Source organism: Streptomyces sp. NPDC017529 (assembly GCF_044329785.1).
Lineage (GTDB): Bacteria > Actinomycetota > Actinomycetes > Streptomycetales > Streptomycetaceae > Streptomyces.
Window position 1 is genome coordinate 55,258 of the sequence record NZ_JBIRJY010000017.1, and the last position, 12,037, is coordinate 67,294.

At 71.9% G+C, this 12,037-nt stretch carries 12 protein-coding genes; 7 read left to right on the top strand and 5 right to left on the bottom strand.

Translation table 11 applies throughout. The features are described 5' to 3' along the window. Window positions 1–27: 27 nt before the first annotated feature. Window positions 28–1,842: an ABC-ATPase domain-containing protein gene (locus ACH4K4_RS30640; protein WP_398171745.1), complete on the top strand. Its 1,815-nt coding sequence runs from the start codon at window positions 28–30 to the stop codon at window positions 1,840–1,842. 50 nt (window positions 1,843–1,892) lie between these two features. Here ACH4K4_RS30640 and ACH4K4_RS30645 read toward each other — a convergent pair whose 3' ends face one another. Beyond that, window positions 1,893–2,321, bottom strand: a complete 429-nt coding sequence (locus ACH4K4_RS30645) for a VOC family protein (protein ID WP_398171746.1) — start codon at window positions 2,319–2,321, stop codon at window positions 1,893–1,895. Between the two features lie 80 nt (window positions 2,322–2,401). On the opposite strand from ACH4K4_RS30645, the gene ACH4K4_RS30650 reads away from it, so the two are divergent. Together ACH4K4_RS30650 and ACH4K4_RS30655 are read left to right on the top strand one after the other, a co-directional pair. Beyond that, a complete protein-coding gene (locus tag ACH4K4_RS30650; protein WP_398171747.1) occupies window positions 2,402–2,998 on the top strand; it encodes a GNAT family N-acetyltransferase in 597 nt (198 codons plus the stop codon). 201 nt (window positions 2,999–3,199) lie between these two features. Next, the gene (locus ACH4K4_RS30655) at window positions 3,200–4,027 is read left to right on the top strand and encodes a S1 family peptidase (RefSeq protein ID WP_398171748.1); all 828 of its coding nucleotides are present in this window, start codon (window positions 3,200–3,202) and stop codon (window positions 4,025–4,027) included. Between the two features lie 73 nt (window positions 4,028–4,100). Here ACH4K4_RS30655 and gcl read toward each other — a convergent pair whose 3' ends face one another. Together gcl and ACH4K4_RS30665 are read right to left on the bottom strand one after the other, a co-directional pair. Further along, window positions 4,101–5,879: a glyoxylate carboligase gene (gene gcl / locus ACH4K4_RS30660; RefSeq protein WP_398171749.1), complete on the bottom strand. Its 1,779-nt coding sequence runs from the start codon at window positions 5,877–5,879 to the stop codon at window positions 4,101–4,103. A gap of 171 nt (window positions 5,880–6,050) precedes the next feature. Next, window positions 6,051–6,551: a hypothetical protein gene (locus ACH4K4_RS30665; RefSeq protein ID WP_398171750.1), complete on the bottom strand. Its 501-nt coding sequence runs from the start codon at window positions 6,549–6,551 to the stop codon at window positions 6,051–6,053. 79 nt (window positions 6,552–6,630) lie between these two features. On the opposite strand from ACH4K4_RS30665, the gene ACH4K4_RS30670 reads away from it, so the two are divergent. Further along, window positions 6,631–6,828 carry a hypothetical protein gene (locus ACH4K4_RS30670; protein ID WP_398171751.1) on the top strand — a complete coding sequence of 66 codons (198 nt, stop codon included), beginning with the start codon at window positions 6,631–6,633 and terminating at the stop codon, window positions 6,826–6,828. A gap of 121 nt (window positions 6,829–6,949) precedes the next feature. Here the strand turns inward: ACH4K4_RS30670 and ACH4K4_RS30675 are convergent, their stop codons facing one another. Next, entirely contained in the window at window positions 6,950–8,176 is a 1,227-nt protein-coding gene (locus ACH4K4_RS30675; RefSeq protein ID WP_398171752.1) for an acyl-CoA dehydrogenase family protein, read from the bottom strand. A 172-nt stretch (window positions 8,177–8,348) separates the two neighbouring features. Here ACH4K4_RS30675 and ACH4K4_RS30680 point away from each other — a divergent pair, with 172 nt between their 5' ends. Then, the gene (locus tag ACH4K4_RS30680) at window positions 8,349–9,077 is read left to right on the top strand and encodes a TetR family transcriptional regulator (protein ID WP_398171753.1); all 729 of its coding nucleotides are present in this window, start codon (window positions 8,349–8,351) and stop codon (window positions 9,075–9,077) included. 16 nt (window positions 9,078–9,093) lie between these two features. On the opposite strand, the gene def is transcribed toward ACH4K4_RS30680, so the two are convergent. Beyond that, the gene (gene def, locus ACH4K4_RS30685; protein WP_398171754.1) at window positions 9,094–9,654 is read right to left on the bottom strand and encodes a peptide deformylase; all 561 of its coding nucleotides are present in this window, start codon (window positions 9,652–9,654) and stop codon (window positions 9,094–9,096) included. Window positions 9,655–9,865: 211 nt separating this feature from the next. Here def and ACH4K4_RS30690 point away from each other — a divergent pair, with 211 nt between their 5' ends. Next, window positions 9,866–11,104 carry a MurT ligase domain-containing protein gene (locus ACH4K4_RS30690; protein WP_398171755.1) on the top strand — a complete coding sequence of 413 codons (1,239 nt, stop codon included), beginning with the start codon at window positions 9,866–9,868 and terminating at the stop codon, window positions 11,102–11,104. A gap of 37 nt (window positions 11,105–11,141) precedes the next feature. Then, window positions 11,142–11,870 carry a glutamine amidotransferase gene (locus tag ACH4K4_RS30695; protein ID WP_360129275.1) on the top strand — a complete coding sequence of 243 codons (729 nt, stop codon included), beginning with the start codon at window positions 11,142–11,144 and terminating at the stop codon, window positions 11,868–11,870. The last annotated feature ends 167 nt before the right edge of the window (window positions 11,871–12,037 follow it).

The window sequence follows — 12,037 nt, forward strand, 5'->3', positions numbered from 1 at the left end:
CGACGAAACACGAGAGGTACAGGCGCTGTGCGACGCCCCCAAGGCCGCGATCACGACCGCGGTCACGAATACGGCCGCGGCCGCGGTCCGGCCCGTGCTCACGGCCGGTCCCAGGACCGGCCGCGAGCCGACCGCCCGCAGGGTACGCGCGACGGGCTGGCCGGGGAACTGCGCCGGATGGACGGCGCCTCGTACGGCAGGTACAAGGCGCTCCTCGGCTCCTGGTCGATGCCCGGCTTCACCCTGGAGGTGATCCGCGGGCAGTCCGATCCGTACGCGCCGCCCGCGCGGGTCGCCTTGCGGGTACCGGCCGCGCAGGCCGGGTTCCCCGCGGACCTGTGGGAGTCGCCCGTCCGGCGGCGGGCCCTGGCGAGCTACCTGGCCAGGCGTGCCGCCGAAGCCGCGGACCACCGGGCGCTGCGCGTGGACGCGGGCGGGCAGGAGGTGCTGGAGCGCAGTTCCTGCCTGGTCGATCCGCGGGACGGCGCGGTGACGCTGCGGCTGGGCGTGGACCTGCCCGGTCACGGCCGCCGTATCGACGGGCACGCCGCGGAGCACATCCTGTGCGGTCTGCTGCCGGAGGTCGCCGAGCGCGCGCTGCGCTACGCGGCGCTGGACGCCGATGACGTACGGGCCTTCGCCGACACCGTCGAGGACTCGGACGCGCTGCGCGCCGCGCTGCCCGGCCTCGGGCTGGTGGCGTTCGTCGCCGACGGCGCCGTGCTGCCGCGGCGCAGCGGCGTGGACGACCGTCCGGCGTCCGGCGGCGGGGTCGTCCCCTTCGCCTCCCCCGAGGAACTGCGGGTCTCGGTCGACCTGCCGCACGCGGGGACGGTCACCGGCATGGGCGTGCGCGAAGGCGTCACGCTGATCGTCGGCGGCGGCTTCCACGGCAAGTCGACGCTGCTGCGGGCCCTGGAGTCGGGTGTCTGGGACCACGTTCCCGGCGACGGCCGCGAGCTGGTGGCCGCCAGGTCCGACACCGTCAAGGTCCGTTCCGAGGACGGCCGCCGGGTCGAGCGGGTGGACGTGCACGCCTTCGTCGACCACCTGCCGAGCGGCGCCGACACCACCGACTTCCGTACCGACAACGCCTCCGGTTCCACCTCGCAGGCCGCCTCCCAGTGCGAGGCCGTCGAGGCCGGCGCCCGGGTCCTGCTGATCGACGAGGACACGGCGGCCACCAACCTGATGATCCGCGACGCGCGGATGCAGGCGCTGGTCGCCAAGGAGCGGGAGCCGCTGACCCCGTTCGTGGATTTGGTGCGCTCCCTGCACCGTGACCACGGCGTCTCGACCGTCCTGGTGATGGGCGGCTCCGGCGACTACATGGAGGTCGCCGACCAGGTGCTCATGATGGATTCCTACCTGCCGTCCGATGTCACCGAGCGGGCGCGCCGGCTGGCGGCGGTGCCGACCGGCAGGACCGCCGAGGCGGAGTTTTTCCCCGGCGTCGGGCACCGCCGTCCCGACCCCGCCTCGCTCGACACGTCGGTACGCGGCCGGTCCCGTATCCGTGCCCGCGGAGACGACGCGCTGACCCTGGGCGAGCACGACATCGACCTGCGGGCCGTCGAACAGATCACGGACGCGCGCCAGGTGGTGGGCATCGGCCTCGCCCTCGAACTGATGGTGCGGCGCGGGTACGCGGACGGCGAACGCACGCTCGCCGAGGCGCTGGACCTGCTCGACGCCGACCTGGCGGACGGCGCGCACCAACTGCTCGCCGTCCGGGACGAGGACTTCGCCCTGCCGCGCCGCCACGAGATCGCGGCGGCCCTGAACCGGTCACGCGGCCTGCGGGTGCTGGGGCGCCCGACCGGGGATCGCTCTTCGGAGTGACGAAGCCCGCTGCCCCTCTCCGGCCCGGAGCACGCTCAGTCGATACAGAATCAGTCGATACAGAACTCGTTGCCCTCGATGTCCAGCATCGGGATGCACGAATCATTGCCGTCGTACAGCGTTCGCACGTGTACCGCGCCCAGCGGGACCAGCCGTGCGCACTCGGCCTCCAGCGTGGCGAGGCGCTCCTCACCCACGAGTCCGGTGCCGACCCGCACATCGAGATGCACCCGGTTCTTGGCGGCCTTCCCTTCGGGGACGCGCTGGAAGTACAGCCGCGGGCCCACGCCCGAGGGGTCGACGCAGGCGAACCATGCGTCCTGCTGCTCGGGGGGCTGGGAACGCCGGAAATCGTCCCAAGTGGCAAACCCCTCCGGGGGCGGCGGTATGACGTACCCCAGCACCTCGCACCAGAAACGAGCGAGGCGCTCGGGTTCCGCGCAGTCAAACGTGACTTGGAACTCCTTGATCGCTGACATCGGCGCACCATACCAAGGGCGCCCTGCCGCGCCGCGCAGTCTGCCTTCGGCCCGCGGACGGCCTTTGGCATGATCCGCCCATGACTACCGTGATACCGCCCGTCGTCCCCGCCGGCCGGCTGCGCGACAGCGAGCAGCCCGCCCTCCCGCTCTCTCCGGACGCCGAGTTGCGCCCATGGCGCCCCTCCGACGCGCACGTGTTGGTCGCCGCCTGCCAGGATCCGGCGATCCGGCAGTGGAACAGGCCCGAGCAGGTCTCCCTTGAGGGGGCGCGGGAGAAGATCGCGCACTGGCACCGGCGTTGGCACGACGAGCAGGCCGCCATCTGGGCGATCGCCGGCCGGGACGGCGGCGAGGCGGTGGGTTTGGCCGGACTCGCGGACATGCACCTCAAGGGCGGCAGCGCGGAGTTCCTCTACTGGCTGCTCCCGGTCGCGCGGGGACGCGGACTCGCGGTGGCGGCGACGCTCCGTATCAGCCGGTGGGCGTTGGAGGATCTCGGTCTGCACCGGCTGCGGCTCGCGCACTCGGTGGCCAACCCGGCGTCCTGCCGGGTGGCGGAGAAGGCCGGCTTCCAGCTCGAAGGCACCCTGCGCAGCGCGCTGCTGCACTCCGACGGCTGGCACGACGAGCACATGCACGCCCGGGTCGCGGGCGACGACTGGCCGACGCCCTGAACATGCTCGATGCGGGCCTGCGCGACCTCGACACCGTTCTCGCGGATGTCGGCCGGACGCGGAACGTGTCGCCCTGGGGTTTTCCCTACCCCGGATGGGCCCGCTGGCCGGGCCCCGGACAGGCCCGCTGACCGGATGGATCTGTTCCGCTTGATGGCGGAGGCTGAGCGTGTCGCACCAGCTCGTCCGATCGGAGAACCCGTGTTCAGCCTGAAGTCCTCGCGCCGCACGGTGGCGCGCACCGCCGCGGTGGCCCTGGCGGGAGCGGCGTGCGCCGCCATGATGTCCGGCAGCGCCGAAGCCATCGTCAACGGGAAGGATTCCACGCAGCGTTACCCGTCCATGGTGTCGATCCCGGTGACGGGTGTGGACAATCCCGCCTTCCAGGGTTTCTGCGGGGGGTCGTTGATCGACTCGAAGTGGGTGCTCACAGCGGCCCACTGCGTGGACCCGAGGCTCGTCACCCTGGACGGCACCGTCCGGATCGGCAGTGAGCGGAAGAAGTCCGGGGGCACGGTCCGGTCCATCGCGAAGACGGTGTCCCATCCGGGCTACAAGAACGGCGAGGACGCCGGTCCCAACCGCGACGACGTCGCCCTGATCCGCCTGAACCGCCCGGTCTCCGAGAAGCCCGTCCGCATCGCCGACAAGCCGGGACGGCCCGGCACTCCGACCCGGATCCTGGGCTTCGGCACCATCGACGACACCGCCTCCGACCCCACCAAGTGGGTCTTCCCCAACCGGCTCCAGGAGCTCGACACGCGTAGGGGAACGGTCTCCGAGTGCGCGCCGGGCTACGCGAGCAGCACCCGCCTGTGCACGATCAGCCAGGCGCCGAAGGCCATGGCATGCCACGGCGATTCGGGCGGCCCCCAGCTCCAGCGGGGCCGGAAGGGACGCTGGGAACTCGTCGGCGTCACCTCGGGCCCAGGGGTCCCGGGCGTGCGATGCAGCGAGGGCCCGGGGCTCTACACCAGCGCGCCCGCCTACACGGGCTGGATCCACAAGACGATGAACCGCAACGGCTGATCCGGGACGCCGACGCTGGGGCCGTCGCCGGGCCTGTACTCCAGGCCGCTCCAGCAGCGGCGCCCCGGCTCCCTCAGCCCATCGGCACGACGGCGGTCGGCGCGTGGCCCGGTTCGGTGGCCAGTTCCTCGAACTCGTTGACGCTGCCGATGTCGGTGCCGCTCATCGCGATGTTGGTGACCCGCTCCAGGATGGCCTCGACGACGACCGGGACCCGGTGCTCGGCGGCCAGCTTCTTGGCCTCCTCGAAGGCGGGCAGCAGCCGGTCCGGCTCGGTGACGCGGATGGCCTTGCAGCCGAGCCCCTCGGCGACCTTGACGTGGTCCACGCCGTAGACGCCCAGCTCGGGGGCGTTGATGTTCTCGAACTCCAGCGTGACCTGGTAATCCATGTCGAAGTTGCGCTGAGCCTGGCGGATCAGGCCGAGGTAGGAGTTGTTGACCAGCACGTGCACGTACGGGATGTTGTGCTGGGCGCCGACCGCCAGCTCTTCCAGCATGAACTGGAAGTCGTAGTCGCCGGAGAGCGCGACGACGCTGCCCTCGGGGTCGGCGGTGGCGACGCCCAGCGCGGCCGGGATGGTCCAGCCCAGCGGCCCGGCCTGGCCGCAGTTGATCCAGTGGCGCGGCTTGTAGACGTGCAGCATCTGCGCGCCCGCGATCTGCGAGAGGCCGATGGTGGTGACGTACCGGGTCTCGGGGCCGAACGCGCGGTTCATCTCCTCGTACACCCGCTGCGGCTTGAGCGGCACGTCGTCGAAGTGCGTACGGCGCTGGAGCGTGGCCTTGCGGTGCTGTGCCGAGGCGGCCCACTCGCCGCGGTCCGGCAGTACGCCGGCGGCCTTCAGCTCCTTGGCGACCTCGACGAACAGTTCCAGCGCCGCCTTGGCGTCCGAGGCGATGCCGTAGTCCGGGGCGAAGATCTTGCCGATCTGGGTGGGCTCGATGTCGACGTGCACGAAGGTGCGGCCCTGGGTGTAGACGTCCAGCTTGCCCGTGTGGCGGTTGGCCCAGCGGTTGCCGATGCCGAGGACGAAGTCCGACTCCAGGAAGGTCGCGTTGCCGTAGCGGTGCGAGGTCTGGAGGCCGACCATGCCCGCGTTGAGACGGTGGTCGTCGGGGATGCCGCCCCAGCCCATCAGGGTGGGGACGACGGGGACGCCGGTCAGCTCGGCGAACTCGACCAGCAGGTCCGAGGCGTCGGCGTTGATGATGCCGCCGCCCGCGACGAGCAGCGGGCGCTCGGCCGCGTTCAGCATGGCGAGGGCCTTCTCGGCCTGCTTGCGCGTCGCCTTCGGCCGGTGCACCGGCAGCGGCTCGTACGTCTCCGGGTCGAACTCGATCTCCGTCAGCTGCACGTCGATCGGCAGGTCGATCAGGACGGGACCCGGCCGCCCCGAGCGCATCAGGTGGAACGCCTGCTGGAAGACGCCGGGAACCTGGGCGGCCTCCAGGACGGTGGTCGCGGCCTTGGTGACCGGGGCGGCGATCTTGGCGATGTCGACGGCCTGGAAGTCCTCCTTGTGGATCACCGCGGTCGGTGCCTGGCCGGTGATGCACAGGATCGGGATCGAGTCGCCGATGGCGGAGTACAGGCCGGTGATCATGTCGGTGCCGGCGGGGCCCGAGGTGCCGACGCAGACGCCGATGTTGCCGGGCTTGGTACGGGTGTAGCCCTCGGCCATGTGGGAGGCGCCCTCGACGTGGCGGGCGAGCGTGTGGTGGATGCCGCCGCCGGCGCGGAGGGCCGCGTAGAACGGGTTGATCGCGGCGCCCGGCACGCCGAACGCGTTGGTCACGCCTTCGCGCTTGAGGATCTCCACAGCCGCACGAGCGGCGGTCATTCGAGGCATCGAGTACTCCTGCGTCGGCCTGTCGGATCGCGCTCCGGCCCGGGGGCGGAAGCGTGAGCTGCACTGCTGGCGGTTCGGATGACGAGCATGATTCCGCGTTATTCCGCATTACGGAACATAAGTTTTACTCTGCGGAAGTACGGATGAAAGTAGAGCGCAGCCTTCCAGCCGTCAAGGGATCGCTACGGAGTGAGACGCCCGCCGGGCCGACGGTCGGCGGGAGGGCGTGGGGCGGCAACGCGGCCTGAGGGCGGCACGGTGCTCACCGGCGCAGCCGGTGCCGATCTCGCGGCGGCGGACCCGGTGTTCCAGGGTGGCCACGTCGGCAGTCAGCTGTACGGCCGTGATCCCGGCGCCCGGTACGGCCTCGGCGATCCACTCCGACTCCCGCGCCGGCGCGACGAACACGCCGGTCAGGATCAGCCGGGTGTGACCCACGCCGGCGAAGTTGGCCCAGAGCGCCGCGAGATTGCGGCGGGACAGCTCGCTCGCCCCGAGGCCGGGCGGCGGCCAGGGGTGCACCTGGTCCAGCTGGTCGGTGTCGACCAGAGCGTGCGGGACGTCCGCGCGGGCCCGCGACCGCGACCGCGCGGGCCACCGCCCGGCACCGACGAACTGGCGGCGGTCTGCGCCGATTGACGTCGGTACGCGGGCCGTTGAGTTTCTGTTCATCGCCGTGCCCGAAGCTGGCTACGCCGACGGCGCGGTGGTGCCGACGGGGGATGGTCCGTGCCGAGAGGGGACAGGTGTCATGAACGTCGTTGAGGAACCGCTCCGCGTGCCCGCCGTGTCGTTACCGCGCCAGCTGCCCGCGGGCAGCGCCCGGTCGCTGCCGATGCTGGACGCGGTGGTGGAGGTGCTGCGCGCCGCCGGGGAGGACGTACACGTGGTGTACGCCGCGCACGGCGACGTGTTCAAGGTGGTGCCACGACAGGAGACCGCCGCCTGACCGGGCGGGCACGCTCCCCGCTCAGCCGTCGGCTGTCCGCGCGGGAGACCGCCGCCCGGGTGGCGGGGACCGCGGCGGGTCCGGAACCCGCGCCGGGCCGTTTCGGCCGGTGTGCCGGGCCCTACCGGATCGGCATCCCGGACACCGTCCTGGCGATGACCAGCCGCTGGATCTCGCTGGTCCCTTCGAAGATCGTGTAAATGGCGGCGTCGCGGTGCATCCGCTCGACCGGGTACTCGCGGGTGTACCCGTTGCCCCCGAGGATCTGCATGGCCTGGGCGGTCACCTTCTTCGCGGTCTCGCCCGCGAACAGCTTGGACATGGAGCCCTCGGCGGAGGTGAACGGCTTGCCGGCGGTGGCCATCCAGGAGGCGCGCCAGACCAGGAGGCGGGCGGCGTCGATCTGGGTGCGCATGTCGGCCAGCTGGAAGGCGACGCCCTGGTTGTCGATGATCGGGCGGCCGAACTGCACGCGCGTCTTGGCGTAGTCGAGGGCGACCTCGTACGCGGCGCGGGCGATGCCGACGGCCTGGGCGCCGACCGCCGGGCGGGACGCCTCGAAGGTGGCCATGGCGGCGTTCTTCACACGCTCGCCGTTGCCCCGCGCCCGCTCGCGAGCCCTGGCCAGGCGCTCGTCCAGCTTCTCCTTGCCGCCGAGCAGGCAGTGGCCGGGGACGCGTACGTCCTCCAGGACGACCTCGGCGGTGTGCGAGGCGCGGATGCCGTGCTTCTTGAACTTCTGGCCCTGGGTCAGCCCGGGGGTCCCCGGCGGGACGATGAAGGAGGCGTGGCCCTTGGGCCCGAGGCCGGGGTCGACGACCGCCACGACGACGTGGACGTTGGCGATGCCGCCGTTGGTAGCCCAGGTCTTGGTGCCGTTGAGCACCCATTCGTCCTTGGCCTCGTCGTAGACGGCGCGGGTGCGCATGGCGGAGACGTCGGAGCCGGCGTCGGGTTCGGAGGAGCAGAAGGCGGCGACCTTCACGTCGGCGGCGTCGCCGTACATCTGCGGGATCCAGGTGCCGATCTGCTCCTCGGTGCCGTTGGCCAGTACGCCGACGGCGGCCAGGCCGGTGCCGACGATCGACAGGCCGATCCCGGCGTCGCCCCAGAACAGTTCCTCCATGGCCATGGGGATGCCGAGGCCGGTCGGGTCGAAGAACTGCCGGGCGTAGAAGTCGAGGGAGTACAGGCCGATCTTGGCGGCTTCCTGGATCACCGGCCAGGGGGTCTCCTCGCGTTCGTCCCACTCGGCGGCCGCGGGGCGCATGACGTCGGCCGCGAAGCCGTGGATCCAGTCCCTGACCTCCTTCTGCTCGTCGTTGAGCTCCATGGTGAACTCGGCCATGACCCCTCCAGCGCTGCGTTCCCGGGTGACATCCCCAGGAATGTTACTTGCGGTAACTTGAGTCTGTTACCCGCCAGTAAGGGATGTCAACTCCTCCGGGCCCCCAATCACCCCGCAGTGCGGGTGTTACGTTGCGCGAGCGTCACGGATTCACAAGGGCGGGGAGTGGGACATGGAAAACACCCAGCACGACGGCCGGCACCAGGCCACAGCGGTGGAGCAGCCTGCCTCGGAGCACGGCGCCGCGACGGACGCGCGGCACACGGTAAGGCGGCAGCAGACGGCCACCGAGCGGCGGCGCCGCGAGCTTCTGGAGGCCGCGGACCGGGTGGTGCTGCGCGACGGCCCGGACGCCTCGATGAACGCCATCGCGGCGGAGGCGGGCATCACCAAGCCGATCCTCTACCGGCACTTCGGCGACAAGGGCGGGCTGTACCGGGCGCTGGCCGTACGGCACACCGACGCGCTGCTGGACGGGCTGCGCGCCGCGCTCGACTCCCCCGTACCGCGCCGGGACCGCGTCGAGGCCACGCTCGACACGTACCTGAGCGCGATCGAGGCCCGGCCGCAGGTCTACCGGTTCCTGATGCATCCGGCCGACGAAGGGCAGGCCGCCGACAAGGACGGCGGATTCGACGTCGGCCGGCACTCCGCCCCGCTGCTGCGCCGGCTCGGCGAGGAACTGGCGAAGGTGATAGGCGAACGGCTGGACCTGGGCCCCGGCGGCGAGGAACTGGCCCGGGTCTGGGGTCACGGCATAGTCGGCATGATGCACGCGGCCGGCGACTGGTGGCTGCGGGAACGCCCCTGCCCGCGAGCGCAGTTGGTACAGCACCTGGCCGACCTGCTGTGGGGCCGGCTGGCAGCGGCCGGCGACCGGCTGGGCGGGCCGGGGTTCTGAACCCGGGGCCCGGCCGCTACTCCCCCGCCGCCCGCTTACGGCCCGCCCACGGCGCGCGGGCCGCGGCCCGCAGGGCGCGGCGGCGGCGCAGGCCGGTGAGGTGGTCGAGGTAGAGGCCGCCCTGAAGGTGGTCGCACTCGTGCTGGAGGCAGCGGGCGAAGAAGCCGGTGCCGGAGACGGTGCGCGGCTCGCCCGTCACGCTGAACCCCTCCACCACGGCGTGGTCGTACCGCGGCGTGCCGGCCTCGACGCCGGGCACCGACAGGCAGCCCTCGGGACCGCGGACGAGGACGCCGTCGGCCTCCACCAGGCGCGGGTTGACGAGGTGTCCGAGGTGCCGGCGGTCCTCGTCGTCCGGGCAGTCGTAGACGAACACCCGCAGCGGAACGCCGATCTGGTTGGCCGCCAGGCCGACGCCGCGGGCCGCGTACATCGTCGCGAACATGTCCTCGACGAGTCCGGCGAGCCCGGCGTCGAAGGCGGTGACCTCCTGGCAGGCGCCGGTCAGGGCGGGGTCGCCGAGGAGTCGCACGGGGCGCGGGCGGCCGGAGCTGCCGGGGATCGAGCGGGAACGCATGGGGGTAAGCGTACGTTCTGGAACGTGTGACGACGCAGGTCGTCGCGGGTTGCGGAGGTCGCGCCACGGGTAGCGGGATTCGGGGCCGCCGCCGGATCTCGATAGGCTGATCCCCGACCGAAGCCTCCGGCCGGTCATCGGCTCCGGAGGAGGCGTTCCACCGGCAGCCCTAAGGGCGGGAGGGCGCCGGATGCAAGGAGGATCAAGGACGATGGCAGGCAACACGGAGCCGCTGTCGCCGCGGGCCAAGCTGGCCGTGACGGCGGGCAGGGCCGCGGCGGCGGTGTCGCGGGCGGCAGGCCGCGGCAGCGGATCGGTGATCGGCGGCAAGGTGGCGCTCAAGCTCGACCCCGACCTGCTGGCCCGGCTCGCCCGGCACCTGGACGTGGTGCTGGTGTCGGCCACCAACGGCAAGACGACGACGACCCGGCTGATCGCGGAGGCGCTGCGGGCCAGCGGCCCGGTGGTCTCCAACGCGCTCGGCGCCAACATGCCGGCGGGCATCACCTCCGCCCTGGCCGGCGGCTCGGACGCCCGCTACGGCGTCATCGAGGTGGACGAGAAGTACCTGTCGGGTGTGGCCCGGGACGTGACGCCCAAGGCCATAGCGCTGCTGAACCTCTCGCGCGACCAGCTCGACCGGGCGGCGGAGACCCGCATGCTGGCCGAGCACTGGCGGGAGGGGCTGGCCGGTTCCAAGGCGCTGATCATCGCCAACTGCGACGACCCGCTGATCGTGTGGGCGGCCTCGTCGTCGGCGAACGTGGTGTGGGTCGCGGCGGGCCAGGAGTGGAAGGACGATGCCTGGTCCTGCCCGTCGTGCGGTGGCGTGATGCAGCGCCCCGGCGACGACTGGTTCTGCGCCGAGTGCGGATTCCGCCGGCCGACGCCGAGCTGGGCGCTCTCCGGTGATCATGTGCTGGACCCGCACGGCAGCGCCTGGCCGATCCGGCTCCAGCTGCCGGGCCGCGCGAACAAGGCGAACGCGACGACGTCGGCGGCGGTCGCCGCGGCGTTCGGCGTGCCGCCGCAGGTCGCCCTGGAGCGGATGTACTCCGTCCAGGCGGTCGCGGGCCGCTACGACGTGGTCTCGTTCATGGAGCGCGAGCTGCGGCTGCTGCTGGCGAAGAACCCGGCGGGCTGGCTGGAGACGTTCTCGCTGATCGACCCGCCGCCGACGCCGGTGATTCTCTCGGTGAACGCGCGCGGCGCGGACGGCACGGACACCTCCTGGCTGTGGGACGTCGACTACACCCGGCTGGCCGGGCACCCGATCTTCGTGATCGGTGACCGCAAGCTGGACATGGCGGTCCGCCTGGAGGTCGCGAACCTGGACTTCCGGGTGTGCGACACGGTGGACGAGGCGGTGCAGGCGGCTCCTCCGGGCCGTATCGAGGTCATCGCCAACTACACGGCCTTCCAGGACCTCCGCCGGCGCGTGGGCAACTGACGTGAACCAGCGACCTTCACGACAAGGACGAGCGAGCATGAGTGACAACAGCCTGCGCCTGGTGTGGATCTACCCGGACCTGCTGAGCACGTACGGTGACCAGGGCAACGCCCTGGTGGTGGAGCGCCGGGCGCGCCAGCGCGGACTGGACGTGCAGCGCCTCGACGTCCGCTCCGACCAGCAGATTCCCACCTCCGGTGACATCTACCTGATCGGCGGCGGCGAGGACCGGCCGCAGCGGCTGGCGGCCGAGCGGCTGCGCCGCGACGGCGGCCTGAACCGCGCGGTCTCCAACGGCGCGATCGTCTTCTCGGTGTGCGCCGGCTACCAGATCCTGGGCCACGAGTTCATCAACGACCTCGGGGAGCGGGAGCAGGGCCTGGGGCTGCTGGACGTGGTGAGCACCCGCGGCGAGGGCGAGCGGTGCGTCGGTGACGTACTGGGCGACATCGACCCGCAGCTGAACCTGCCGCCGCTGACCGGGTTCGAGAACCACCAGGGCGTGACGCACCTGGGGCAGACGGCCCGCCCGTTCGCCCGGATCCGTCTCGGCAAGGGCAACGGCGTCGGCGACGGCTACGAGGGCGCGTACAACGACACCGTTTTCGGTACGTACATGCACGGTCCGGTGCTGGCGCGCAACCCGCACATCGCGGACCTGCTGATCAAGCTGGCGCTGGACGTCAACGCGCTGCCGCCGGCCGACGACCGCTGGTACGAGGCGCTGCGGCAGGAACGCATCGCCGCGGCCACCCAGCCCGCGTAACGATTCTCCACTCGGCCACGCCCGCAGTGTCCGCACTGCGGGCGTGGGTGTGCCGGACGCCTCGCGCTTGTAGGGTGAGCGCAATCCAACCGGACGACGGGGTCCGGGCGTCCGGTTGAGAGTCCGTGCCCGCGCCCGGCCGGGGTGCGGCAGACGGACTCTGATGT